The sequence below is a fragment of the Nitrosomonas ureae genome (genome assembly GCF_900108305.1).
GTDB classification, from domain to species: Bacteria; Pseudomonadota; Gammaproteobacteria; order Burkholderiales; family Nitrosomonadaceae; genus Nitrosomonas; species Nitrosomonas ureae_B.
Map to the genome: position 1 here is coordinate 1 of NZ_FNUX01000033.1, position 26,144 is coordinate 26,144.

28 protein-coding genes and 1 pseudogene are annotated in these 26,144 nt (G+C 47.8%); 10 read left to right on the top strand and 19 right to left on the bottom strand.

Going from position 1 to position 26,144, the window contains the following annotated elements; genetic code table 11:
- Positions 1 to 92: 92 nt before the first annotated feature.
- From C4S39_RS13645 to C4S39_RS13685, 9 genes are all read right to left on the bottom strand, one after another.
- Positions 93 to 437, bottom strand: coding sequence for an arsenate reductase family protein (locus C4S39_RS13645; RefSeq protein WP_103967505.1), 345 nt, complete (start codon positions 435 to 437; stop codon positions 93 to 95).
- 63 nt (positions 438 to 500) lie between these two features.
- Positions 501 to 1,016, bottom strand: coding sequence for an invasion associated locus B family protein (locus tag C4S39_RS13650; RefSeq protein ID WP_103967506.1), 516 nt, complete (start codon positions 1,014 to 1,016; stop codon positions 501 to 503).
- Between the two features lie 105 nt (positions 1,017 to 1,121).
- Complete coding sequence (locus tag C4S39_RS13655; protein ID WP_103967507.1) at positions 1,122 to 1,376, bottom strand: DUF2024 family protein; 255 nt, start codon at positions 1,374 to 1,376, stop codon at positions 1,122 to 1,124.
- A 165-nt stretch (positions 1,377 to 1,541) separates the two neighbouring features.
- Entirely contained in the window at positions 1,542 to 2,225 is a 684-nt protein-coding gene (locus tag C4S39_RS13660; RefSeq protein WP_103967508.1) for an O-methyltransferase, read from the bottom strand.
- Positions 2,226 to 2,253: 28 nt separating this feature from the next.
- Positions 2,254 to 3,228, bottom strand: a complete 975-nt coding sequence (locus C4S39_RS13665) for a class I SAM-dependent methyltransferase (protein WP_103967509.1) — start codon at positions 3,226 to 3,228, stop codon at positions 2,254 to 2,256.
- Positions 3,229 to 3,235: 7 nt separating this feature from the next.
- Positions 3,236 to 4,426, bottom strand: coding sequence for an O-antigen ligase family protein (locus tag C4S39_RS13670; RefSeq protein WP_103967510.1), 1,191 nt, complete (start codon positions 4,424 to 4,426; stop codon positions 3,236 to 3,238).
- Positions 4,427 to 4,446: 20 nt separating this feature from the next.
- Positions 4,447 to 5,475 (bottom strand): glycosyltransferase family 2 protein, encoded by a 1,029-nt coding sequence (locus C4S39_RS13675; protein WP_103967511.1) that lies wholly within the window; start codon positions 5,473 to 5,475, stop codon positions 4,447 to 4,449.
- 18 nt (positions 5,476 to 5,493) lie between these two features.
- Complete coding sequence (locus tag C4S39_RS13680; protein ID WP_103967512.1) at positions 5,494 to 6,258, bottom strand: FkbM family methyltransferase; 765 nt, start codon at positions 6,256 to 6,258, stop codon at positions 5,494 to 5,496.
- Between the two features lie 69 nt (positions 6,259 to 6,327).
- Entirely contained in the window at positions 6,328 to 7,593 is a 1,266-nt protein-coding gene (locus tag C4S39_RS13685; RefSeq protein WP_103967513.1) for a hypothetical protein, read from the bottom strand.
- A 264-nt stretch (positions 7,594 to 7,857) separates the two neighbouring features.
- On the opposite strand from C4S39_RS13685, the gene C4S39_RS13690 reads away from it, so the two are divergent.
- The 7 genes from C4S39_RS13690 (at position 7,858) to C4S39_RS13720 (ending at position 13,768) form a co-directional block, all read left to right on the top strand.
- The gene (locus tag C4S39_RS13690) at positions 7,858 to 8,610 is read left to right on the top strand and encodes a 3-deoxy-manno-octulosonate cytidylyltransferase (protein ID WP_103967514.1); all 753 of its coding nucleotides are present in this window, start codon (positions 7,858 to 7,860) and stop codon (positions 8,608 to 8,610) included.
- A gap of 8 nt (positions 8,611 to 8,618) precedes the next feature.
- A complete protein-coding gene (locus tag C4S39_RS13695; protein WP_103967515.1) occupies positions 8,619 to 9,389 on the top strand; it encodes an HpcH/HpaI aldolase family protein in 771 nt (256 codons plus the stop codon).
- Entirely contained in the window at positions 9,386 to 10,318 is a 933-nt protein-coding gene (locus tag C4S39_RS13700) for a phosphoglycerate dehydrogenase (protein WP_103967516.1), read from the top strand. The genes C4S39_RS13695 and C4S39_RS13700 overlap by 4 nt, the downstream gene beginning before the upstream one ends.
- On the top strand, positions 10,315 to 11,253 hold the full coding sequence (locus C4S39_RS13705) for an NAD-dependent epimerase/dehydratase family protein (protein ID WP_103967517.1): 939 nt from the start codon (positions 10,315 to 10,317) through the stop codon (positions 11,251 to 11,253). The genes C4S39_RS13700 and C4S39_RS13705 overlap by 4 nt, the downstream gene beginning before the upstream one ends.
- A gap of 2 nt (positions 11,254 to 11,255) precedes the next feature.
- Positions 11,256 to 11,897 (top strand): HAD family hydrolase, encoded by a 642-nt coding sequence (locus tag C4S39_RS13710; protein ID WP_103967518.1) that lies wholly within the window; start codon positions 11,256 to 11,258, stop codon positions 11,895 to 11,897.
- A gap of 14 nt (positions 11,898 to 11,911) precedes the next feature.
- Positions 11,912 to 12,592 (top strand): 6-phosphogluconolactonase, encoded by a 681-nt coding sequence (gene pgl, locus C4S39_RS13715; RefSeq protein ID WP_103967519.1) that lies wholly within the window; start codon positions 11,912 to 11,914, stop codon positions 12,590 to 12,592.
- A 471-nt stretch (positions 12,593 to 13,063) separates the two neighbouring features.
- Positions 13,064 to 13,768 carry a hypothetical protein gene (locus C4S39_RS13720; RefSeq protein ID WP_219817973.1) on the top strand — a complete coding sequence of 235 codons (705 nt, stop codon included), beginning with the start codon at positions 13,064 to 13,066 and terminating at the stop codon, positions 13,766 to 13,768.
- A 609-nt stretch (positions 13,769 to 14,377) separates the two neighbouring features.
- On the opposite strand, the gene C4S39_RS15920 is transcribed toward C4S39_RS13720, so the two are convergent.
- From C4S39_RS15920 to C4S39_RS13730, 3 genes are all read right to left on the bottom strand, one after another.
- Positions 14,378 to 14,506: a hypothetical protein gene (locus C4S39_RS15920; protein ID WP_258039455.1), complete on the bottom strand. Its 129-nt coding sequence runs from the start codon at positions 14,504 to 14,506 to the stop codon at positions 14,378 to 14,380.
- A gap of 361 nt (positions 14,507 to 14,867) precedes the next feature.
- Positions 14,868 to 15,788, bottom strand: coding sequence for a sulfotransferase domain-containing protein (locus tag C4S39_RS13725; protein WP_103967521.1), 921 nt, complete (start codon positions 15,786 to 15,788; stop codon positions 14,868 to 14,870).
- A gap of 133 nt (positions 15,789 to 15,921) precedes the next feature.
- The gene (locus C4S39_RS13730; protein WP_103967528.1) at positions 15,922 to 16,344 is read right to left on the bottom strand and encodes an acyl-CoA thioesterase; all 423 of its coding nucleotides are present in this window, start codon (positions 16,342 to 16,344) and stop codon (positions 15,922 to 15,924) included.
- Between the two features lie 106 nt (positions 16,345 to 16,450).
- Here C4S39_RS13730 and C4S39_RS13735 point away from each other — a divergent pair, with 106 nt between their 5' ends.
- The gene (locus tag C4S39_RS13735) at positions 16,451 to 17,281 is read left to right on the top strand and encodes a ferritin-like domain-containing protein (RefSeq protein ID WP_103967522.1); all 831 of its coding nucleotides are present in this window, start codon (positions 16,451 to 16,453) and stop codon (positions 17,279 to 17,281) included.
- 27 nt (positions 17,282 to 17,308) lie between these two features.
- On the opposite strand, the gene C4S39_RS13740 is transcribed toward C4S39_RS13735, so the two are convergent.
- The 6 genes from C4S39_RS13740 to C4S39_RS13765 form a co-directional block, all read right to left on the bottom strand.
- Positions 17,309 to 17,875: a plasmid pRiA4b ORF-3 family protein gene (locus C4S39_RS13740; protein ID WP_103967523.1), complete on the bottom strand. Its 567-nt coding sequence runs from the start codon at positions 17,873 to 17,875 to the stop codon at positions 17,309 to 17,311.
- 5 nt (positions 17,876 to 17,880) lie between these two features.
- Positions 17,881 to 18,498: a methionine biosynthesis protein MetW gene (gene metW, locus C4S39_RS13745; RefSeq protein ID WP_103967524.1), complete on the bottom strand. Its 618-nt coding sequence runs from the start codon at positions 18,496 to 18,498 to the stop codon at positions 17,881 to 17,883.
- Between the two features lie 26 nt (positions 18,499 to 18,524).
- Positions 18,525 to 19,652, bottom strand: a complete 1,128-nt coding sequence (metX, locus tag C4S39_RS13750) for a homoserine O-succinyltransferase MetX (protein ID WP_103967525.1) — start codon at positions 19,650 to 19,652, stop codon at positions 18,525 to 18,527.
- Positions 19,653 to 19,735: 83 nt separating this feature from the next.
- On the bottom strand, positions 19,736 to 21,463 hold the full coding sequence (ptsP, locus tag C4S39_RS13755; protein WP_103967526.1) for a phosphoenolpyruvate--protein phosphotransferase: 1,728 nt from the start codon (positions 21,461 to 21,463) through the stop codon (positions 19,736 to 19,738).
- Positions 21,460 to 21,729, bottom strand: coding sequence for an HPr family phosphocarrier protein (locus tag C4S39_RS13760; RefSeq protein ID WP_013646723.1), 270 nt, complete (start codon positions 21,727 to 21,729; stop codon positions 21,460 to 21,462). Before C4S39_RS13760 ends, ptsP begins: the two co-directional genes overlap by 4 nt.
- Positions 21,719 to 22,171, bottom strand: a complete 453-nt coding sequence (locus tag C4S39_RS13765; protein ID WP_374953037.1) for a PTS sugar transporter subunit IIA — start codon at positions 22,169 to 22,171, stop codon at positions 21,719 to 21,721. Before C4S39_RS13765 ends, C4S39_RS13760 begins: the two co-directional genes overlap by 11 nt.
- 208 nt (positions 22,172 to 22,379) lie before the next feature.
- On the opposite strand from C4S39_RS13765, the gene C4S39_RS13770 reads away from it, so the two are divergent.
- Both C4S39_RS13770 and C4S39_RS13775 read left to right on the top strand, forming a co-directional pair.
- Positions 22,380 to 23,618, top strand: coding sequence for a diguanylate cyclase (locus C4S39_RS13770; protein WP_103967530.1), 1,239 nt, complete (start codon positions 22,380 to 22,382; stop codon positions 23,616 to 23,618).
- Positions 23,619 to 23,751: 133 nt separating this feature from the next.
- Positions 23,752 to 24,467: pseudogene (locus C4S39_RS13775) on the top strand (IS5 family transposase).
- A gap of 76 nt (positions 24,468 to 24,543) precedes the next feature.
- Here C4S39_RS13775 and C4S39_RS13780 read toward each other — a convergent pair.
- Positions 24,544 to 25,929: a hypothetical protein gene (locus C4S39_RS13780; RefSeq protein WP_103967527.1), complete on the bottom strand. Its 1,386-nt coding sequence runs from the start codon at positions 25,927 to 25,929 to the stop codon at positions 24,544 to 24,546.
- Positions 25,930 to 26,144 lie beyond the last annotated feature (215 nt).

Here is a 26,144-nt window from a genome sequence, read left to right on the forward strand (position 1 = left end):
AATTCAACCAACCAAAGTTATTCTCCACATTGAATGGAAATATCAGATTCAATTTCTCAACAACAATTGTTGGGTACTTTTTTCAGGGATGACTACTTAAGAAAACTCATAACAGTTTCCGGGGGACGGCATAGTTTTGCTTTGTCACCCCGCACTACAATGGGACGCTGAATCAAATCAGGGTTCTCCACCATTGCGTTAATAATTTCATCATCGGATGCTGCGCTTAAGTTATAAGCAGCCGGTTCATCGATGCGAAGAATATCGCGCGCGGACAAATTAAGTTTCTGAATCAGCCCTCGCAACTCATTCACTGTTAAAGGTTTCTCATAATAATTAATCGACTCAAATTCCTCACCACTTTCCTCAAGCAGAGATAATGCCGCCCTGCATTTACTGCATGTAGGCTTTTGATAGATAATAATTTTATCGGCCATACAATCTTTTCCTTAGCAAACCTGTCAATCGAAGACATAGGTTTTCAAATACCGCATCTTGTTTTATTTCACGCCACACTCAGCTGAAATTGCTTTATGAGCCGCAGTTGAGCCGCTGAGTCCAAATGTATCCGTTGTCGCGGTTCCTCGTGCAGACGCCCCTTTAACTATCAATGAATTTCCTCGCTTGATTGCATCTGTGATTTTATTGTCAGTCGCTTCATCTGAGGCCCATGCTGAATCATCCTGAGTAAAAAGACGAAAATTCTGATTGTTCACAGTGACCGTTGCTTCACTTCCTGGCTTATAGGGATAGCCGGCAACATAACTGAAGACATTTCTGCTTTTCTCGGCGGGACGATGCGTTATCAGAGCGAAAACGTCACCACGTTTGGTGTAATTTCCCTCTGATTTTTTAGGTTGGCTCACCATATAACAAACTTTATTATCGTTTTCCATAAACATATAGGCTGTCCAATCACCATGCTGACCGATAAGTTTCGGCTCAGCAGCTTGAACTGAACTACATAAGATAAAAACAGCACCAATCGTTACTAATCTGGTAAATTTATGCTTCATTTTGGAAACCTTGAAAATTATAGTTATTGCGGTTCTGATTAATCAGAGCTAAAAACACGAGGCATTTTCACTTCACCTCAACCTGTTAATCATAAAATAGAATTATCAACAACCTTCCATCTTGTAAATATAAAAACCATTCTGGCTGATCTCATCCATAACATTAGCAGGTGCGCTCTGACTATGACAGAAACTGCATTCTCTGCTGGTAACAACCGCATCGCCTTCACCAATCGACATAAGCCATTGTTTTGCGTATTCTACAGCCTTCTCATCATCTTTTACCGCAGTAAACACATCAAAGTGCATCGTATGACCATCTTTAGCTTTAACATAAGTGTCGTAGACATGAATTTGCATATTATTTTCCTTGAAAAACAGATGAATTAGAACTATAAACCCGCACCGACCCAATCTCACTCGGCTCGCTACCTATATAATAACTATACCAATTAATCGACTAAACTGCCATGAGAAATACACAACAATTCAATCATGAGAGGATCACCGCATGCGACAAAAACATTATTTCCTCCTGGCAACAAGTACTCCATCTCGAATTGGGTTAATGAACACATCAAAATCAGGATCGTTAGAAATCATCTGATTGTGCTCGACTATCGCTGCTGTCGACTCCGCAATCATATTCGGGCAAGATTTTATCGCCACACGCCCATGCCATAAGACATTATCAGCGATATATAAACCACCGGGCCGTATCCGATGCTTAGCCATTTTCCAGATTTCGGGATAAGCGCTTTTGTCGACATCGTTATAGCAAATATCAAACAACCCCTCAGTCTGCCCGAAAACATCTTGTGCCTGTCCCACATGAAATTCTATGCGCTGCCATAAATCTGCAGTAGAAAGATATATCTCCGCGCGATTACGATTAGCCGCATCTGAATCGCTACAAATTACCCGACCGTCACCCCCAACAGCCTGCGCAAACCAATAAGCCGAGTAACCATAACCACTGCCAAACTCAAATACTCTTTTGGCATTGATCATGCTCGCCTGAGTTTTAAGAAAAATACCGACCAGGCGATTAACAATTGGAAAATTTCTTAAGCGCGCAAACTCTTCCATCTCGAAAAGAACCGGATGATCGGTGCATATCACCAAGCTGCGCATATAGGCCTCAATTGCCGGGTTAACCGGAATTAACCCGTCTGAATCATCAATATCTGCCGATCGAAAATTTTCCATATTCTGCCTCCGATTAGAATGGAATCTGTCACTTTCTCGTAGCCATTAATACACACTCTTCGCCAGAGTCTTTATTAAATAAAAGAATAATTCGCGCCGCAAGTTGAAACCAGAATCCTCTCCAAACATCGCGCGTAGTAATAAAATGATGCCCTTCTTTTATGCTGCTTACACAAGACAAACTTGCCTGACCAATGCCGAAAGCACCTACTGATGTCGTCCAGGAACGCAAGGAACTGAATCCGGCTTTTTGTGCACACCAAGATAATGTTTTACGGTTAAATAAATATAAATGCCTGGGCGGTTCAAGCCCGCGCCAACCCGCACCAAATTTTTGGTGACCATAGCTTGCAATATTCGGTGTCAGTATAACCAGCAGGCCATCTTTTTTAAGCAAACGATAACAAGACTCCAGCAAAGACAGCGGATCATGCACATGCTCAATCACATGACTCAAAATGACCGCATCATATCTTTCGGTTACATCCAAAGTTTGCAGCATTCCCAAATGCACGGGAATCCCTCTTTCCTCAGAAACGTAACTAGCCGCTACCGGATCAACCTCTTGTCCCATAACGTCCCAGCCCAATGCTTGCATTCGCGCTAATCGTTTGCCATTACCACAACCTACCTCCAATAACCGGCCCGGCGAGGTCTGATCCAAATACATACACTTATAGCGTCTCCGCTCTTTTCGAAATCCCAGCAGATGGGTACTCATGCTATGCAAAACTGCACGCATAATAGTCGCCATAGTAGCTTGTCGCATCTGGCCTGATTTGTCATGCGTATAATAATTTTGATATGCCTTTCCGATTTCACTCACCATGGGCCTTGGATCAAGCCAAACCAAACCGCAATCGTCCCCTCTGCATACCTTGAAACTCCACTCCCCCGGCGTGCCAAAAAGATAATCAGCACGATTACGATAAAGTATTTCCCCAGGCTTTTCGCATAAATAGCAATCCGGATTGACTTCAATACCGATTGGATTTTGCCGCATTGAATCCTTAACTCTGTTGCTCACGTTTGTACCAGTTTATGGCTATTGCCGTAATGATCAACAACAGAATTGGTGTTCTGCTGAAGATAATAAAAGTATCCGTAAGTCCGGATAGAAAAATAAAACTTATTAAACCCGAACCTAGCAAATTCAAATTATTTCTATGAAATGCCTGATACCAACTCCATAATAAAAACCCCAAGACCAGCATTCCGGGAACACCGATATGCATGCCGATTTCGATCCAATCATTATGGTAATGCGCAGTTTCCTGAAATTCCGGCAAATCCTTGTATAAACCATCCTTGTAAGTCGTAATGGTTTTCTCGAAATATTTCTCGGGCACACCTGTACCAAAACCTGATAAGGGGCGCTCCGCGATTCCGTGCAGACCAACATCCCACATTGCAAGCCGATACCCTAAGCTGGAGCTGTAATTTCCCTGCTGTAGCAACTCGATGTCGCTTTTTATCTGAATCAATCTAGCCTGGAATACAGGACTACTATAAGCAAAAACAACTGCGACGATCAACACGGAGACCAGAATCGTAAGAAATTTTCTCATTTCTATTTGATAACGCAAAAAAGCGATCAACAATATGCTTATTAGTGTCACCAGTAAAAAAATTCTGCCATTCTGATGAAATTGAATGAAAAGTAAAACTAAAGTAGCAATCACAAACAATCGCTGCAGTCTGACCGGAGGATTCATGCAAGCAATTCCGCTCGTTACAATTGCACCGATTCCAAGCATTGCCGAAAAGCTCAGATAAGACATTCCCAATAACGGAATTCCCTGGGCATCGATGGTGAGCCACTGATAAACACCCACCGCCAGAACGCATAAATAGCTGACAATCAAACCACCCAGCGCCCATGGCAAGCGCTCTTTATTTATCAGCGCGCAAAAAGGAATAAAAACCAGAAGCGAAAAATATTTCACCCATTTCATCCGCCCATCTTGCGGCCACTCGCTCCATAACAATCCTAGCAACAATAATGCGCACAAAAGGAGAATTGCTTGCGTCAACGGTATTCTGGCTACTTGCCTCAGGCGATATATACCACCATCCATAAACCATGCAACTGTCAGCAACGGGAAGGAAATAAACATTAACTCGCCGCGCCAGAATCCTGCGCAAAAAAAGACTAATGCGAAGCGAATAAACCATTCCCGTCTTGTATTATTCGTTTGCATAAAACCGATAGGCTAGAATTTCAGGATGATGCCGCGTTCCATTCGCGCACTTCCAAGCGACGCAATAGAACAAACAACTTCAATAAAATGCGCGTCCATAGAGGAATAGCTGGCAGCAACCACACCGCAGTGATGCGCTTATCCTCGCGCGACCAGCCACGTAACATCAATTTCGCAAGCACACTCAGGCTAATCATACTGTTACGCATTTGCAGGCAGGAAAGCACTGGCAATCGCTCTGGCGTTAGCCAGTGAAGCCGCCCGCCTTGCCGCATCACCTGCTCCAGCAAATCCATCATCGTCAAAGGCAAATCGGCCAAAGTGCAAGCACCCGAAACGACCAGCACATTCTGCCGCACCAGTGGATAACGCGAGAAATACAACGCGCGATTACGCCGCACCAATTCCTGATATACCTTTCCACGCCCAAATGACATACCGGTTTCATGGCGAACAACCGCATCCGGATGCACGCCCATGCGCCACCCATGCTGCACCAGCCGACGTCCCAGATCGGTATCTTCATAATAGCCCCGGCCAAATTGCGAATCAAATCCACCCAGCTCTTGAAAAACAGCGCGACGAATCAAAAAAGCATAGCCTCTGAAACGATACGTAGTGATATAACCACCCGGTTGACGCAAGTAAAATGCAGCTTTCTCGCTTGAAATATCCCCCTCGGTTGGGCTAATAACCGCCAATTTAGGGTCGATGGCAATCGCCGCACAAAGCGGGAGCAAAAAATTTCCCAAAACTTCGATATCAGAATTGAGTATTAATACCCAATCAGCATCAGAGCGCGCCACGGCATCATTAACCGACTTTCCATATCCCTGATTATCCAGCGCATGGAAAACCTTAACTTGCGGATACGGCAAACCATCCAGCATCGCACGGGTTTGCGAGCCGGAAGCGTCATTCTGAATATAAATCGTTCGGATGGATGAGCCCAGATACGCTACCACAGAATCAATACATCGCCTGCTCAATTCCGGTGCGTTATATACAGGAATTATTACATCAATCGCGAGAGCCGTGAGCGTACTCATTAGTCAAAAAACGATCGATCAAACCCTGCCAAAAATCAGGTAGGTTTCACCCCAGTTTCTGGATGGCCTGCGAATCACTTCGAGACCGGCCTGTTGCATAATCGCAATGGCCTTCTCTTGTTCGGCATTGGTACCCAATTCAATAATCACGGATTTCAGCGCGGGATTTCTCAAAACGGCGGACGCACCTTCCAGAATGGAAATTTCTATTCCATCAACATCGATTTTCATATAATTGGGACACGGAAATCCCCATTGCCCGCATAAGTCATCCAATGTCACCCCAAACATTCCTTGAGTGTGCGTTGCCGACATTTTCATGTTTTCCAGATCTTCATGTCCGAATTGAGATCGATTCCCTCCCGGAATGAATTTAGGAATATACAATTTGGAAAATTCACTGCGACCCGATACCGCAACGCAATAGGATAAAATATGATGCCCTAAATTATTCAGGTAGATATTCTTGTTGAGCGCATAGTAGTTATTGCTCTGCGGCTCAAAAGAAAACACTTGCACAGCAGGCCCGTATTTTTTTGCCGGATAGAGTGAATATTGACCAATATTAGCGCCAATATCGAAATAGCATGAGCCCGGTTCAAAGCTATCCAGCCAATCCAGCGTATCGGGTTCCTTGTTCGAATACGTTCTAGCCCGGTTAAGTGTGCGCAAGTGATCAACCGAAATTAAAATCCGCTGATCCCTCACCCGCACATCGGTATAGCCTCCCTTCAGTTTATAGGCCGCCACGATCAATTCGTTGAATATATCCTTGGCTCGCATCTTATCCCCTCATGGATTAATCGATCAATCATGATCCCTGTATGGCAGGCAGCCTCCTGGCACTCTGGCTCAGTTCGCCAATTGCTCAAGCAACGACACATAACGAGGCAGCACATCGGCATCCGGATAATCCAGCATTTCTTTCAAGAAGCGCTGCCGATGCTCTTCTACATAGAAAGAATGAAATCCGTTAGCAAGAAAATAATCAATTTTTTCGTATACATCGTCGCGGCATTTCAACTCCGTTTCCGGCATGTAATAAGCCACAGCAGAGCGAGCTGCAATTAAATAATCAGCCGCCAGAACCGGTTTCTTCATCCTGACCGCTTCAAATACCACGGAAGTGGCCAGATCAATAATGACATCAGCCCAGTTCATCAAATGTACCGAATGTACATCATCACCGGCAACCCTGACATTCGGTAGTTTCTTGATCGAGCTGTCTTTGGTCAATGACTGCTTCCACCCGCTGCGCGTATGCGGTTTGATGATCAATTCGACATCAGGAAATCCAGCCAGCATATGCACCACTTCCCCCACTTCTTCCCAGAATGTCGTAAAGTTGGCTTTGCGCAGGAACATAACCATCTTGAGCTTACTATCAGATTGAGTCAGTGGCGAAGGCGGCATCAATCCGGACAATACTTTGAGCCATGCTTCGCAATAACGGGGGGAACCCAGCACAGCAAGCTGGCTTTTTGTCATAAATGGACGAAAACGTACAGCACATAGCTCATTGGGCACCACCACCTTGTCGAATATCGTAGCCGCCGAGAATGTCACGTCCGGTTCAACCCTGTGCTCGCCACGGCGGATCAATTGACTGGCATGCGGACTATCGCCATGCGGCAACGACACCGTTCCCAATCCGCGTTCTTTTGCCATGGCAATAACAACTTCGACCCATTCCACGCAAATTACCGAATTACGTTCGATCCAATCAAAAGCGACCACGCCTTTGCCTGTGTTACCAAAGCAGCGATCCAGCAGAAATCCCGTGGTATGTCGCCATAATGGATCACGTTTTTTTTCGTCGATCCGTTCCGCCAATTTTTCCGCCAGCCGGCCAATCACTTTGATACGCCGAACATTGCGCGTCAGCATTAACATCTGTAAACGCCATTTCCAGTAATCCACCCACGAAAACAACTCATTCATATGCGCCACGCGCACACCCTGCAACTGGCTCAAATATTTGACGCGAAAATCACGCCGGAATTGTGCTGATCCAATCAATACCACATCACATTGATGTCCTGATTCAATCCATTGATACACAACCGGGGTAATGTGATCGATATCGTTATAGTGTCGAAGAAAAAAAAGCGCTTTCATAACCGTGATGAACAAATATCCAGAACAAGGTGCATCTTAGGCATTTTTCCTGTTTAAACAGATGATTCTATAAAGCGCGCCATTTTACTCTCGCCACTACCCAATTACCAGTAACATGTCCGCACCTGTGAAAAAACCACAACAGGTAAAAAAGTATTTAAATTTTCCAATAACTATTATTGTTCAACAAATAAAAAAAACCGGATAATCAACACATCATTCTTGACCGTACATCTCTAACTCCAACCGATCACACACTATTTCATGAAAACCATTGCCGTCATTCCCGCCCGCATGGGCTCATCACGTTTTCCCGGAAAGCCCATCGCGCAAATCCTGGGCCGCTCGATGATTGAGCACATTTACAAACGCGTAGCCATGAGTAAATCACTCGATGCTACTTATATCGCAACCTGTGATGAAGAAATCCGCCAGGTTGCTGAAAGCTTTGGCGCCCCGGTCATCATGACTGTGGATACGCACGAACGCGCCAGTGATCGAGTTGCCGAAGCGGTCACCCATATCCCTGATGCAGAATTGATCGTAATGGTTCAAGGCGACGAACCGATGACGCACCCGAATATGATCGATACTGCTGTTGCGCCATTTAGAAATGATCCGGAACTAGGCTGCGTGAATCTGGTGCGCAAAATCGATCACGAATCCGACTATCACGATTTCAACACCATCAAGGTCGTCATGAATCAACAAAACAATGCGCTCTACATGTCGCGCCGCCCGATTCCATCGCTTGCCAAAACCGGTTTTGCCGATACCGCCGCGTACAAGCAGGTATGCATCATTCCTTTCCGCCGCGCAACGCTGTTTCAATACACCCGCCTGCTACCGACGCCATTGGAACAACTGGAATCGATCGATATGCTGCGTCTGCTCGAACACGGTCTGCAGGTTAAAATGGTACCCACCGAATTTAACACACAAGCCGTCGATACCACGGCAGATCTGCTGCGCGTCGAGAAGCTGATGGCCACAGATCCACTGCTCGCCCGTTACTAGGAATTACCATGTCATTAAAAGCAAAATTGAATCGCTCCGAATTGACCATTGGCTCCTGGATCACACTGGGACATCCGTCGATTGCCGAAATCATGGCAGCCGCCGGGTTTGACTGGTTAGTGCTGGATATGGAGCACAGTGTGCTGGAACTCAGCGAAGTGCAATCGATCATCCAGGTGCTGGACGGCAAACAATGTCCCGCCATCGTGCGCCTGACGTCCAATCATCCCGATCAGATCAAGCGTGTCATGGATGCTGGCGCCACCGGCATCATGGTACCGATGATCAAGTGCGCCGCGGATGCCAAGGCCGCTGTGGATGGCGCATATTACCCGCCGCGCGGCCAACGCGGCGTCGGGCTGGCGCGCGCGCAGGGTTACGGCAACAGCTTTCAGGCTTACCGTCAATGGTTGGAGGAGAATGCGGTAATTGTCGTAATGATTGAACATATCGATGCTGTCAGAGCGATTGACAGCATTCTCGAAGTTTCCGGCGTCGACGCGTATATCATTGGTCCTTACGATTTATCCGGCTCCATGGGGCGCCCCGGTGATCTCGACCATCCCGATGTGCAGGCAGCCATCGCACAAGTGTTTGAAGCAGGCCGCCGCGCCGGCAAACCTGGCGGCATTCATGTCATCGAACCTGATCTGCAGGCGCTGCAGCAACGCATTCAAATGGGTTTTAATTTTCTTGGATATGGGTTGGATATCCGCATTCTGGATTCGATTTGCCGCACTCATCTGAAAAACATTCGCGAAACACTTAAAACATCATGAATACATTGGTTATTTCCACCTCGTCGTTTGATATCGATAATAATCCGCCGTTGCAGCAGCTGTTACAAAAAGGCATGCGCATCATCACCAATCCACACCGCCGCAAACTGACCGAAGACGAGATTATCGAATTACTGAAAGCGGGTTCGATCGGCATGATCGCAGGTATCGAACCGCTGACCGAGCGAGTATTTCAGGCCGCCCCCAGCCTGAAAGTCATCTCGCGCTGCGGCACCGGTTTGGATAGCGTCGATCTGTCCGCAGCCGGAAATCGCGGCATCGTTGTCCTGAATACGCCGGAAGCACCTGCGCAAGCGGTGGCGGAACTGACATTGGGATTCATTTTAAATCTGCTGCGGCAAATCGGCGCAATTGATCAAGCGGTGCGCAAAAACGAATGGCCGCGCACGCAGGGTCGCCTGCTGGCAGCGCAAACCGTCGGCGTCATCGGCCTGGGGCATATTGGCCGCCGGGTTGCCCGCTTGTGCCAGGCATTTGAAGCCACGGTGATCGCGCATGATCCACATGCCGCCCAAGTACCGGAAGGCGTCAGATTGCTGCCACTGGAGCAGTTGCTGACCAGCGCTGACATTATCACCTTGCACCTGCCCTACTCACCCGCTACGCATCATCTGCTGGATACCCGGGCGTTTGCAGCGATGAAACCGGAGGCCATTGTCATCAATGCAGCACGCGGCGGACTGGTCGACGAAAACGCGCTGGCGGATGCACTCAAATCAGGCAAAGTCAACGCTGCCGCACTGGATGTTTTTGAGCATGAACCTTATCAAGGGGCATTACTTGAATTGAATAACGTCATTGTGACATCGCATATCGGATCCCTGGCCCGGGAGTCGCGCCAGCGCATGGAGATCGAAGCGGCGAAAAATCTACTGCAAGGCCTGATCAAAACAGGTGCAATCCAATGACAGCGATAGCCAATGAAAAAGTAATCGTGTTCGGCGCCAGCGGTTTTTTAGGCAGTCACGTCGCCGATGCATTGTCCGCTGCAGGCTATCACGTGCGGCTATTCGATCGCAATCCTTCGCCGTTTCTTAAAGGCAATCAGGAAATGATCGTGGGCGATATCATGAATCTCGAACAAGTGATCGAAGCCGCGAGAGAAACATCGATCGTATATAACTTCGCCGCAATCGCCGACATCGACGAAGCGCACAACAAACCCATTCCCACCGCAACCATTAACGTGTTGGGCAATATGCACGCGCTCGAAGCCGCGCGTATCGCCGGTGCGCGCCGTTTTGTATTCGCCAGCAGCGTTTACGTTTATTCCGAATCCGGCTCTTTTTATCGTGCCAGCAAGCAAGCCGCGGAGCGTTTTACCGAAACCTATCACGAGCGTTACGGCCTGGATTACAACATCCTGCGTTACGGTTCGCTGTACGGGCGGCGCGCCGACAAACGCAACGGCATCTACCGCATGCTGCAGGAAGCGGTCGAACAGCACTCGATCACCTACAAAGGCAGCGGCGAAGCCATGCGTGAGTACATTCACGTCGAAGACGCCGCACGCATGAGCGTGCAAGTGCTGGCGCCGGAATACGCCAACCGGCACCTGATCCTGACCGGTCAGGAAAAATTGCGTATCCGGGACGTGATGACAATGATTACGGAAATGTTGCCGTGGCCGGTGGAACTGCATTTCGATGAGGCCAACACCGTGCATCACTATAAAATCACGCCATATGCCTTCCAGCCGAAGATTGGCCGCAAACTGGTTCTGAATGAGCATGTCGATCTGGGGCAAGGCATGCTCGACTGCCTGCGCGAAATTCACCAGGATTTGCACCATAATGGCGAAAACGACGACGCCACGCCATCCACGTCAGACAACCGCGCATAGCCATGAGAAATTTTGACTGGCAAGCGATTATTTTCGATTTCGATGGTGTCGTGGTGGAATCCGGAAAAATCAAAACGCAGGCATTCGCAGCGTTGTACCGTCCATATGGTGAAGACATCGCCGCAAAAGTGGTGCAATTCCACAATCAGAACGGCGGCATGTCACGTTACCGCAAATTCCGCCACTTCCAGCAACACTATCTCCACAAGCCGCCGTTGACCGAAGCGGAAGAAAAACAACTGGATATCCGTTTCTCCGAACTGGTCGTAGAAGCGGTCATCGCCGCCGATCCGGTGCCCGGCGCGCTTGAACTGATTCGCCAGCAAGCCGAAAGAATTCCCTTGTTTGTCGCCTCCGGAACGCCGGATTCGGAACTCAAAATCATCGTCGAACGCCGTGGTCTCGCGCCCTACTTCAAAGCAGTGCATGGCGCTCCGGCACTGAAAAAAACCATCATCGCGGAAATTTTATCCACCTATGAACTCAAACCCGAATCCGTACTGATGATCGGCGACGCGATTGCGGATTTGGAAGGCGCGCAAGCCAACAATATTGCTTTCCTGGGCCGCGTCTATCCGGGAGACCCCAATCCTTTCCCCGCGCATGTTGAAATCGTACCCGATTTACGCGGATTAACCGATTAAAGCAATTCATAACGATGCAAAGACATGCCTACCCGGATATCGAATCGTTAAGCCAAGGCTTCGCCGATTTTGCCGCCACCACGTTAAAAAATACGCTAGCACGAAAACCCCAAGCCACTCTGGTCGTTCCCGGCGGCAACACGCCGCGCCATTACCTCCCCGCATTGGCAAAATGCCAGCTGCCCTGGGATCGGATCACGGTCACGCTCTCTGATGAACGCTGGGTGGATGTCAACGATGAACAATCGAACGAACATCTGGTGAAAAAGTATTTAATGGCGCATCTCCCGCCAGACACCTCTTTCGCTGGCCTGAAAACCCAGCACGAAAACCCTTTTGACGCCGTCGACACAATTCATCAACGACTGGGTCAACTGCCGCTGCCGTTAAGTTTGACGGTATTGGGTTTGGGAGAAAATGGGCATATTGCCTCGCTGTTTCCGGGCATGAATCCTGATTTACTCTCTACACTTCATTGCGTAGCCGTTGCGCCGCCGATTGCGCCGTCGCTGCGGGTTAGTCTTTCGTTGGCTATGCTGGCGAAGAGTGAACATATTGTGTTGGTGGTTACCGGTAAGAATAAGCGCCGGTTGCTGGATCAATTGAGTGAAAATCCTGATTTGAAATTGCCGATTGTTTGGTTATTACAGCGTACTCCATCGCCGGTTACGGTTTTTGAAACGGATACGGAGTAACACAAAATACTCAGTTTGGCTATTACAGCCTTGTCAATTATCGCGCTTCATTTCTTTAGTGGCAAAAGCTGGAAGATAAAATTATCCATATTCATATTTCTGTTTTCCGGGGTTAACGCTATTGAATACACCTTTGCCCAAAACATCGCAGAAAACGAAAGTGCGCATAATGTCTGGTTCTAAGTCGATGCGGAGACGTTGCGCTTAACCGCCAGATGCGTCAGATTTGTAGATCTAGAAGATTTACTATAATAAAAACCAAATCAATGTAATTTTATAAATTATAAGAAGAAAGTATGCAGCTTACTGTGTTAGATTTGATTTATGACGTATTACGTTACGTCATTTTGGACGTCTAATTTTAGTTGAGCCTCTTGACCTTCCCATATGCGCGTTGTCGACAAATCATACCAAGAACACCGAGTTTTTTCCGAATTCTCCAAATATGTCGAGTTCTATAAACATTTCTCCATGTCAGTTTTCTCCTTCGTGTCGATGGGAACAAAGGCATTTGGAAACATTGATACCTACATGTACTCGTCCATACAGGGCACGATAAAATCAATCGAAGCCGTTCTGCGAGCTGGGCGAATAAATGATGCTTACGCATTGTTGCGCAAGTATCATGACTCTGTAGTGATTAATGTGTATTCCACCCTGTATTTGCATGACCACTTAAGTATCGAAAATTTCGTCGTTGAAAAGATCAATAATTGGCTTCAGGCAAAGGAGTCGCTTCCTGAATTCAGAGTAATGTCGCAGTACATAAAGGCCTCCCCTGCGCTTAAGCCCATCAACGACATACTGAACATAGACGACCGGTACAAAAAACTTCGGTCTAGGTGCAATGACCATATGCACTATAACTTTTATCGCCATGTAATGCTGAATGACAGCGAAATTCACATCGATAATCGAGGTGAGTGGTTGGACCGCCTGTCGAGGGACGCTCTCGACTTATTTGTACTGCATCTTGGGTACGTGTTCTTTTTGAATGGGCATTACATGATGTCCAGTGACCACTTAGACGCCCTCGAATGCGGGATGCAGCCTGAGGGGGATTCACAATATTGGGTGGCCCCTTACATTCAAGAAATCTTCGATAACATCATCACGCCACACAGACCGGATATAACAGCCACTATCAAAGAGTGGACCACGATGCAGTTATCATGACTTTACTTTGACCCAACATCTCAGTCGAGTAGACCGTCTGCAAGCTGTACTTACATCCGACCGCTCACTTCAACCGTTGGACATCACAAAAGCAGTATCGTCTTCAATCGAAACAGGAGGCACGAAATGAGTAAGGGGGTCTAATTACTTTGAGAATTTTACGGAAGAAAATAAATCCGGAAAATTACGCCGAAAACCGCTTCGATCCAAAAGGAGCAGAGGCGTTAGGCAAAAGCTGCTTCAGAGCAGGCAAAGCACAACGCGGAGATTGCCAGCCTCATTCAGGAGCATAGTCGTGTGACACCGGTCGGGAATTGGCCAGGTAATTCACGGTTATCCTTACTGTACCCTCTTCTAATACCCGTACAATACGCTGCGCATATTGACATTTCCACTGTATTTTTCTCATTACCAGATGGTATTTTTTCATTCCCTATTAAATGCGCATCATGAGTTGATGCCCAAAAATTGTCTACAGTCGATTGATCTCTTTTGCAAGTAGAGTCACTCACGCCAACCTGCGATAGGAACATTTTTTCAGAATTAAATCCGTGCCCCCAAGAACCCTTCGACCGTAGATTTATTTGCAGTACCACTTATATCGAAAAATCAGCTCAAATTCTCGGCAAAGTATATGGATACCACAATCAAACTCACTATCACGCCGAATATCACAGCAACATTGATGCTCATGTTTCTGATTGTTTCAGAATCTTTGGGTTGTTCTATTGTGCTCATCTCTCTGTTACTCCTCTAAGTTATGAAAGCATATGAATTGTGAACCGAATCAGAGTTAGCTATTTTGATCTGGATCAACAAAATGCTAATTTACAGGCTTCAGTGATTCCAGCGTGATCAGACTAAGGAGCTGGCGGATTGTCAAAGGCGCTTGAGTACTTTGACGTACACCTCGGGAAATATGAATTGCTTCCTTTCTAGGTACGGAAGAAAGCAAGGTAAAAAGAGTGCAAGACGGTTAGCAAAGGGGTATTGTCATCAATTATCCAAACCTGGACAGCAAAGCGTGCGCTAACCGGCACGCTCCGCCTCCGTTAACAAGAACGGTTCCGAGGGAAGCTTGTTCAGTGTTACCGTTGTATCAGATCGTTCCTCCATTTTCCAGCCACTCCCGGCAATCAGGCGTCAACGCACGTTTGCAAGCGGCATCATAGAGCGCCAGTTCCTCGTCGGAGAGCACGTCGCGCCAGCGGTTATTGGTGCCCTTGTGCATGAAAGTCTCCGCTCCGCCCTTCCAGAGTTGACCGCCTTCCGGTGCATACAGTCCACCCTGGCGCTTCATTTCGGCAAATGAAACAGCTTTGATGATGCCATCCCATGCTTGCTCGGGAACATCGATCCCCAGAAAAGCGGCAATGCGTCGAACCTCGCGCTGGGTGTCTGCGAGCATGTCGGTATAGTGAAACAACTGAATATTTGGCAGGTGGCGGAAATTCCACCAGGACTGAACATTAGCGAGATGCGACCAGTACGGCCAGCCATCCGTTTCCCACGCAAAAGAACCACGGGATATCCAGTTGCGCCAGAAGTCATGAATATCCTCGGGTGCAGGCGGGAGTGCATCCCCCACGCGGCCCGGCAGCATATTAAACAGCATGAAAACCTCTTCCTTCATCTTCGTATAGTGATTCCACAAAGACATGAAGACATCACGGGCGTCGCGAGCGACATAGAGATATTTGATTTTTTCACTATAAACCATGCCATCAAGCGGCAGGTGCGTCTTGATAAAGCGGCGATGCTGTTGCGCCTTCAAACTATTCAGAACCACTTCGAGCGGAACGATCCGCATATCCAGCCATGGCGACATTTGCGCAGGTGGAACCGGAAAATTCCCATCCGGAAACAGCAGATGCGCCACAATCGCTTGTGTCCATGTGGTACCCGCCTTGTAGGAGGTTGCGATAACGATATCATCATCGCGCGATTGGAAATAATCCCAGCGCGTACTGTCGAAATGATGATTCTGGTAAACATGATTACGTCGGGGTAAATTCAGCATTTCGATAACCTGTTAGTAAATAAGACACATTGAATAGATTGAGGAATCCGCCGTGCGCAGATAAAGAAAGCGGCAAATCCGCTTCCGCTTTAATGCAGCATGGCTGATTTGCTTTAACTTTAAGGGTGCCGCTTCATTCCTGCGGTACCGGTCTTGGCCGCCGATTGCTATCGATAGCCACATAAGTCAGCTCGGCTTCGGTCACTTTGATGCACACCTCCTCACCTCCTTCCCGTACACCCCGCTGCGCGTATACGGCCACACCAACGGTAATCGAGGTGCGCCCTACCTTGATGATGTCGGCATAGAAGCTGACCAGATCGCCAACACACACCGGATGTTTGAAAACGAACGAATTGACCGCAACCGTAGCGACCCTTCCGCGCGCCCGGCGAAGCGCCGGAATACTGCCGGCCATGTCCACCTGCGACATGATCCAGCCACCGAAAATATCACCGGCATAATTGGTATCCGACGGCATCGGCACCATGCGCAGTATGGGTTGCCCTTCCGGCAGCCGAGCATGGCGTGTTGGATCGTTAAGTTTATCAGCCATGGTTATCTTGCCGCTTATGAGAGTTTGGGTATTAATGCATAATCCAAGCATATAATAACGTTTTGTATTAGACCATACTTTCTTTTTCCAAAACGCTTTCAAATTTATGGAAAACCTGTTCGATGCCGCCGAATCTTGTCTGTCGGCCTGTGAAATCAAGGAAAAACTTCAGCTGACCGAACAAACCGCACAAGCCTGGCGTGATGGTTTGCTATCGCTGGAATCAAAAAACGCGCCAAAACCCGTTGACGAGCCGGGGCACCCCGACAACCCCATTCTGGTATCTCCCGGTGATGTGCCGAAACGCCGGATGGGCACGCCCGCAGGGCTTGTCGCATTGATTCATGCGATCGCGCATATTGAATTCAACGCCATCAATCTGGCCTGGGATGCGGTGTATCGTTTTCGTGATCTGCCACAGCAATTTTATAGTGATTGGGTACAAATCGCCATTGAGGAAGCTTATCACTTCCAGTTGCTGCGTCAGCGCCTGAATGAACTGAATAGTGACTACGGCGAACTGCCCGCGCACAACGGTTTATGGGACATGGCCAGACGCACGGCATTTGATCCGCTGGTGCGGATGGCGTTGGTACCGCGCGTGCTGGAAGCCAGAGGGCTTGACGTAACGCCCGGCATTATCGAACGCTTACGGCAAGCAGGCGATGATCGAACCATTGTCGTGCTGGAAATCATCCTGCATGATGAAGTGGGACATGTCGCCATCGGTTCGCATTGGTTCAAGTATTTATGCCAACAACGCGAACTGGATTCGGAGCAATTATTCCGGGAACTGATCAACCAATACTTTACCGGACAGGTTTGCGGCCCTTTTCATTATGAAGCCAGACAAAAGGCAGGATTTTCTGCAGCAGAGCTCAGCGCGCTGGAACACTTGAAAGAAACTGCCGCACGCGCTGAAAAACCAGTGCTATGAATTCATAGTTAAAGCAATGGCTGCAGATTAACTTTGCAGCAGTTGATTCACTTCAGCAAGATCAAACGCTTCCGGATCAAATGGACCTTCAATATCCCCGGCAATCCATTCCAGCATATCTTCATGTTCCGGATGCGCCGGATCAGAAATTGCTTCCAGAAACATTATATATCCGCCAATTCCTCCGATATCTTCCGGCGGACAGGCGCGGCATCCTTTTACACAAATGGGTAAGGCAACGTTGGTTTTAAATGGCAGAATTTTCTCCAGAACCACCTCGTGTTCCCAACCATCACCAAAATCATAAATATAAATCAGCTTTTCTTTCTCTCTTTTCAAGAGTTGATCCAACCGGTACTGCGCTTCATCTTTGGCATCCGAAGGAAATTCTTCATCCGGTTCGACATAACGATCCTGCCCTTGAATAAACTCATGCATGTGGGAATTGGTCCAGCCCATCACGATTTGAAAAATGAGATGAACGTCATCCAGCTTGATCGTGCTCACCATTAGAATCCGGCGCCATATTGGCGGCCGCATGCCTTTAAGGGTTATTTTGAGCTGATAAATGGAACGTAAAGATTTTGCTTCCATCGCTATTACCCTCTGCTTTCAAAGCGGTAAAATGCCAGCATCCCTCTTAGGTTCGGCAGGAAATTTACCGGACGGTAATGATTGCTCATCACGCTGCGCTCCAGAATCCGCGCGTTGCATTGCTGACACAGCGCTTCAAAATCATCCAGCGTGCAAAGATGAATATTGGGCGTATCGTACCAATTATACGGTAGTGTTTCTGACACCGGCATATGCCCGGAAATTACCTGCATGCGGTTTTTCCAGTAACCGAAATTGGGAAAGGAAATAATACCTTCCTTACCGACCCGCAGTATTTCCTGAATGATGCCCTCGGTATGCCGCACAGCCTGCAAGGTCTGCGACAGAATGACATAATCGAACGAATCCGATGCAAAGCTGGACAATCCCGCTTCCAGATCATTATGAATCACATTGATACCATTGCGAAAGCAACCGAGAAGATTATCATCATCGATTTCCACGCCATAGCCAAAAACATCGCGCGTATCGCGCAAATAACGTAATAACGAGCCGTCGCCGCAGCCCAAATCGAGTATTTTCGCGCCGGGATTAATCCATTCCGCGATAACGGCAAAATCCGGTCGTAATGCAATGGTTGACGGTACTGTGATATCAGTCATGATTAATGAGCAGGTTGATCATTTATTTAGATAGAAATATTATCCATATACGCCCGTACCAGCTGATGATAGCAAGGCGTTGTCATCAGAAACGAATCGTGCCCGTAACTGGAGGTGATTTCCGCATAACTTACATTAAGTTCATTATTCAATAACGCCTTGACAATTTCCCGGGAGCGCTCAGGCGAGAAACGCCAGTCCGAAGTAAACGAGATCACCAGGAAATTTGCTTTGGCCACCCGGAATGCCGCGCTCAGATCACCATTATAGGCGGCGGCCGGATCGAAATAATCCAGCGCCTTGGTCATCAGCAAATAGCTATTGGCATCAAATAGATCGGCGAATTTGTCGCCTTGGTAACGCAGGTACGATTCGATTTCAAACTCCACATCAAAACCGAAAGAAAGCTCCCCGTTGCGTAAGCTGCGGCCGAATTTCGCCGCCATCGAATCGTCGGAAAGATAAGTGATATGCCCCAGCATGCGCGCCAGCCGCAAGCCGCGCCGCGGCAAGGTATCGTAGGCATAAAAATTACCACCGTAGAATTCCTGATCGGTCATGATCGCCTGGCGCGCAACATCATTAAATGCGATATTTTGTGCAGTCAATTTGGGAGCCGCCGCAATCACCAGCGCATGGCGAACTTTCTCCGGATTATCCAGTGTCCATTGCATCGCTTGCATACCACCCAGGCTACCGCCCACCACTGCGGAAAACTGTTCAATCCTTAAATGTTCAGCCAATTGTGCTTGCGTCTCCACCCAGTCCTCCACCGTCACCACAGGGAAGCCTGCGCCATAATGCTTGCCAGTGCGGGGATCGATACTGGCCGGACCCGTAGAGCCGTGACAGCCACCCAGATTATTCACGCCAATGACAAAAAACCGGTTGGTATCAATCGGTCTGCCGGGACCCACCATATTGTCCCACCAGCCGATACTCTTCTCATTTTCCGCATAAACACCGGCCACATGATGGTTGCCGGAAAGCGCATGACAAATCAGTACTGCATTGGATCGTGCAGCGTTCAGCTGGCCATAGGTTTCATACACCAAATGATAGCTATCCAACGACAGCCCGCTTTTCAGCTGCAAGGGCTTGTCAATCTGTACGAATTGGGGAATCACCACACCCACTGATTTTGAATCTTGCATTTATATAAAGGGGAGTTCCAAGGAAACGCTGAATATTATGTCAGCTATTATAATCTGCTGCATATAAAATGTTTTTTAGTCTGCTAATCATTCAATTTAGCCAGCAACGCAGCCATCTTTTCCGGTTGGTCCGTTTTGATGATTTTCTGCGCGAGTGGAATAATATCAGGCAAATGGCTTTTCAGAATCTGGTTCTTCACCGCCAGCAACTGCGACGGATACATGGAGAATTGCTGCAATCCAATACCCAGCAGCAATCGTGTAAATTGCTTATCACCGGCCATTTCGCCACAGATGGACACGGGCACTTTGGCGCGATTGGCACTCTGAATGATATGTGAAATCAACCAGAGTATGGCCGGATGAAAGGGGTCATACAAGTGCGCCACGGCATCATCAATCCGGTCAACCGCCAGGGTATACTGAATCAAGTCGTTAGTGCCGATCGACAAAAAATCCAGCTTGCGCATAAACGTCTCCAGACACAACGCAGCTGCCGGTATCTCTATCATCCCGCCGACTTTAATATGCTCGTCAAATTGAATCTTGTCATCGCGTAAAGTCTGCTTGGCATACTCGATGTAGTGCAATGTTTGATCGATTTCCGCAACATTAGACAGCATCGGCACCAGGATGCGCACATCGCCGTACTTGGAAGCACGCAGAATAGCGCGCAATTGCTTGTGAAACATTTTGGGTTCCGCCAGGCTCAATCGAATTGCACGTAACCCCAGCGCCGGATTAGTCGCCACTTGCTCGCTGCCCTTGAGGCTCTTGTCTGCACCTAAATCGAATGTACGTATGGTGACTGGCAATTTATGCATTTTCACCGCTACCGTGCGGTATGCCTCAAATTGCTCATCCTCACCTGGTAAATCGTCGCGATTCAGAAATAAAAATTCGCTGCGGAACAACCCGATGCCGGTAGCTCCGCTTTCCTTGACCTGCGCAATATCCTCAGGCAGTTCGATATTGGCGTATAAATCAATTTGCGTACCATCCAGTGTCACCGCAGCCACACTTTTAAGGCGTTGCAGTTTCTTTCTTTCCAGTTCGAGCTGGCTTTGCCGCAGACGGTATTCATCCAGAACATATTTATCCGGATTTACAATTACGATGCCGTGAATCCCATCGACAATCAGCCAGTCATTCTCTAGAATCAATTGATGTGCGTGATGCAAAGCCACGATCGAGGGAATATTGAGACTGCGCGCAACAATCGCAGTATGCGATGTCTGACTGCCCAAATCAGTCAGAAAGGCAATAAATTGATGTTGCTTGTACTGCATCACATCGGCAGGACTTAGGTCATGCGCAACCAAAATACTGTCACCCGTCAACTTCGTCGTAGCCGGTAAGTGGCCAGGGCGCCCCAACATCGCTTTGAGTATACGTTCAACCACTTGCTTCACATCGGCTTTGCGTTCACGCAAATAGGTATCCTCAATGGCTTCGAACTGTGTCAACAGTTCCTGCATCTGTTGCGTTAAAGCCCACTCGGCATTGCAATAAGTCTGCGCAATCATGTTGCGAGTAGCTTCTGACAGCATCGGGTCATCCAGAATCATCAAATGCAAATCCAGAAATGCACTAAACTCCGCGCGCGCATGTCCATCCGCGACAGATTGCTGTAACGCCTCGAATTCTTTCCGAACCACAGCAAAAGCACTGTCCAGCCGCGCAATTTCCTTTTCTACCTGATTCTTTGGAATCAAATAGTGGGCCACCTCCAGAGCGGCGGGATCAGCCAGATGCGCGTGACCGATTGCAATGCCTTCCGAGACGCCTATGCCGTGTAAAATAAAGCTCATTCGCTCTCACCAAAATAATCTTCAACCAATGCGACCAGTGCCGTCATCGCTTCAATCTCGTCATCGCCCGTGGTTTCGAGCTGTATGCGCGAACCTTTATTGGCCGCCAGCGTCATCACGCCCATAATGCTTTTCGCATTGACGCGACGGCTATTGCGTGTCGCCCAGACCTCGCTTTTAAACTGACTCGCCAGTTTGGTCAATTTGGCTGATGCCCGCGCATGCAAGCCCAACTTGTTAATAATTTCGACTTCTTTAATTTGCATGACTAGACTCTTTCGCATTAATTTGTATCACGCCACTCTGTCCGCCACTGAGCCCTTTCTCGATGACAACCGGTAACGGCTCATTGCGATACGTTATCACCCGCACCAGCATCGGCAAGTTGGCACCAGCAAGACATTCCACTTTACCGGGCTGCACCAACCGGCTGGCAATGTTGCAGGGTGTCGCACCCAACATATCGCTCACTAGCAGCACACCATCCCCACTATCCAGCTGTTCTATTAATTTACGCGCTTTGGCTAATACAACTTCAGGATCATCCTGGGTAAAAACACTTAAATACGACAACTGCCGCGGTTTCATACCCACCACGTGACTTGCGCAACGAATCAAATGATCCCCCAAATCTTCATGCGTGATCACTAAAATCCCTATCATCTTGTTTTTTACATTATTCTTAAATTCGATTAAAGATTTTAGCATTGACGGTACCTAAATACTTTATGGCCAGGCATTATCTTAAAAATATTTCCACGCAAAGACATTCCATCATTCTTGCGTTTTGGAGGAAAATAGGATCCAGTGAATTAATGACCAGCCGATCACTCAAACGCTGATGGGAAAACAGCAGAATGCACACTTAATCGTCTTGATTGAAAGAACATTATCATTTAATGGGTTACGAGAAAACATGGAAAAGAATAATCGAATCCGGGCACTACTCAAGGCGGCTGAGGCAATGTCCCAAGGTGATTTCACATCAGATATTCCAACTGGCAATGACGAGATTGGTCAACTTGGAAAATCACTGGAGAAATTATCCGGTTATCTTCAGAAACAACTGGAGAGGAATCAATCCCTTTATAAGATTATGGTCGAATGCAACCACAATCTTCATCTGATCGATGTTTTGAACCATATTTATGAATCTTTTCAGGATCATCTGCCTTACGACCGGATTAGCCTGGCACTGCTCGAGAATGATGGAAACAAGCTTAAATTACATTGGTCGCGTGCCCAATATGATCCATTGATATTAAATATCGGACTCACTATTCCCACGTCTGACAGCGGCGTTCTAGCAATCACGAACCCTAGAGAGATGCTCGTTATCGATGATTTAAACTCATACTTGGAAAAATACTCAAATTCCCGCCTTACGCAAGCCATTTTTAGTGAAGGTATTCGTTCCTGCCTCATTTGCCCATTGCTTGCCGGCAGCAAACCAATCGGGTTTATTTTCTTTTCCAGCCGCGATCAAAGTGTCTGCAAAGATTTACATTCACATCAGGATCTGGCATTGCAAATCGCCAGTCAAATATCCGTTCTTATTGAGAAAAACCAATTATATCAAGGAGTCAAATTAAACAAACAGCTCAAGGCACAGAAAAAATCACTCGAACAACGTGTCACGCACGATGCGCTGACTGGCTTATTCAACCGCTCCGGCATATTTGACATTCTGCACAAACAACTCCAGCGGGCCAAGCGCGGAGGCTATGGCATTGCAGTCATCATGATCGATATCGATCATTTTAAAGCTATAAATGACACTTACGGTCATCTTGCAGGAGATGCGGTTTTATGCGAAATAGCCAACCGGCTGACCCAATCGGCCCGCTCTCATGAATACATTGGACGCTACGGGGGTGAAGAGTTTCTGGCAATTATCTCGCCGTATAATCAGGATGGCGCATTAAGAGCTGCGGAAAGATTTCGTAATGCAGTCGCTTGCAAAGAAATCAAAGCCAACGAAACATTTGTCTCCGTAACCATCAGTTTGGGCGTGGCGATCAGCGCGGAAGCAAAAACGCTGGACGAGAAATTGCTATTGAAAAAAGCAGACGAGGCACTTTACCAAGCTAAACACAAAGGCAGAAACCGGGTTGAGCTGGCAGGCGGCACAGTAACCAGCAGAAAAGTTTCTTAACTCATATTGTCAGCTCAAGTTTGAATTACTACAGCTTGACAAATCTCTAAATAATCTAGGACCTGTTAACACTATTTGATATAATGCGGTGATGTAAATCACCGAAAGCCAATATCAACAGATCGAACACTGTATGCCGCGCCAACGTGGCAATGTCAGTCATTCCAATCTACAAATTCTCAATGCTATTCTGTATGTTACCGAGCATGGTTGCAAGTGGCGTGGACTACCCAAGCGCTTCGGCAATTGGCACACCATCTACACTCGAATGAATCGATGGGCAAAAAGTGGCGTGCTTCAAAAAGTTTTTGAGCAGTTGCAGCAACAACAAATCATTCGCATCAAAATTGAAGCCGTTTCGATGGATAGCACCAGCATCAAAGTGCACCCTGATGGTACTGGTGCATTAAAAAAAACGGCCCGCAATCCATCGGTAAATCCCGAGGTGGCTGGACCACCAGGATTCATCTGGTTGCCGCAGATGCCAGAACAGCCATAACCTTTGCCTTATCTCCGGGGCATGCGATGATGCACCGGAAGGGCGACAACTCCTGTTAGCGCTCGGCCTCCGTCTCTTCACCTACTCATCTGCTGATGGATCGTGCTTATGAAGGTGATCAAACCAGACAGCTTGCATTGGAGCTCGGTTATATCCCGGTTGTCCCACCCAAAACTAATCGATTGGAGCCTTGGGAATATGACCGCGCCATGTACAAAAAACGCAATGAGATCGAAAGATTATTCCGCAGACTCAAGGGCTTTCGTCGAATATTCTCCAGATTCGACAAACTGGATATCATCTTTCTCTCATTCATCCATTTCGCTCTTATCGTCGAAGCACTTAGGTAGTGTTAACAGGCCATAGTTTATCAAAGGTTAATAAATCCCTGGCTATGCCAGGGATTTATCGCTTCATACTGCTGGATTAATCCGCTATTCCCTCAGTATCGCTGCCTCCTTGTGAAGACGTTACCGTAACCCGCGCTGGCGGCGCCAGAAGACCCTCTCCGGCGAGCAACACCGACACTTCATATCGTCCCAAAATACCCACCTGCGTCATCGTGAATGATTTACTTCCTATATGCAGCGTAAGCTCGGGAGCCGGTCCAACAGTCGGGCTTATCCTGTCGCTCGAAGTAGCTACAACCTTGATAGTATCCGTTGCGCTGGTCCAGGTTGCCTGGGTAATATTCACTTGATCAACGACATTTACAAGCTGTTCGTTTGTCTGGCCGCCGGCACTTGTTGCAGTAACCGTTAACTGGTCAGGTATCGAAGTGCCAAAGGTTCGATTCAATGCAGAACGTTTGAAGAAGGTATTTTCACCATCGAATACCATGGGTCCGTTTTGATTGCCTTGAGGCACTCCGCTGATCGCAACGGTGGCGGTAACCGGTGCTTTCACCCATGTGTTGATACGGGCTGTGGTAAAACCATTGCCGGCGTTCGTCGTACGGAAATAGGTTGTGCGCACAGGCTCAATCCCTGGCGGAACATTAGCTTCGTCATAGATTTTTCCTTGTACTGAAAATAAACTGGTTTCCACAACATTATTCCCGTTGCCATCCAGATTCACGCCCACCGGACCTTCGATCTTGAAATAATTGATACCGCAATGACCACCGATGACTTCATGCGGAATATTGGGATCGCCCACATAACCCACAGGCGCAGCCGGCGCTATGGCGGGATCCCAGACCAGGAAAGGACCTACCTCACCGCTGAGCATGGTTTCAAACGGTGCGGTGCCACCCGTATCGCGGGTCACGTTAATGGCGCGTCTTCCGGCTGTTGCATTATAAACTTCCTCTTTACAACCATCGTCTTCGTTGAGAAAGGGGTGCCAGATTTTGTACTCGCCATCAGCGGGTATATCGATTCTGATACGCACACGCCCAAAAGCGAACTGGTCGTTCGGCGCAGGATCACCCGCACCGTAGGCAGCCTCCAAAGCCAGTACTAAAATAGCATTGCTTCCTCCAGCCAAAGCCAGGGTAGCATCGGCCGACCACCAGAACGCTTCCGCACCAAAGCCGGTCGCTACCGATGTTGCATTGCCTGGAATCACCGGATCGAAGAAGCACATCCCAGTAGCGCCATCGCCATCCAGGCACAGCTGCAGGGCAATGCTGTTGCTATCGGAAAACCAGGTCGGAAAATGATTTTTCGGGCTTATCAAACCTTTTCCGGTCAGTGCCGCATTGGCCGATTGAATATTCAGTCCCATCATTGCCACCGCAAAGACAAAGGCGAGGACAAAACTCACTTTTTTACTGATTACAGAAACCTCATTGAGTTTAGAGTATTTCATGATCTAATTCCTCCTGTTGGTGGATAGTTGCCAAATATTAACTTTCCTTATCGTTATCACTATTGAGGAAGCTCTGATTTTGCCGCAGAACCCGCTCAGAGCATCCCGTTTACATACTTGAGCATGCATGTTCAAGTATGCGCTTCTGCAGTATGCACAACCTTCGGATCCAGATGATTGATGGTTGCCATGATCTGCCATGGATCAGACAACGC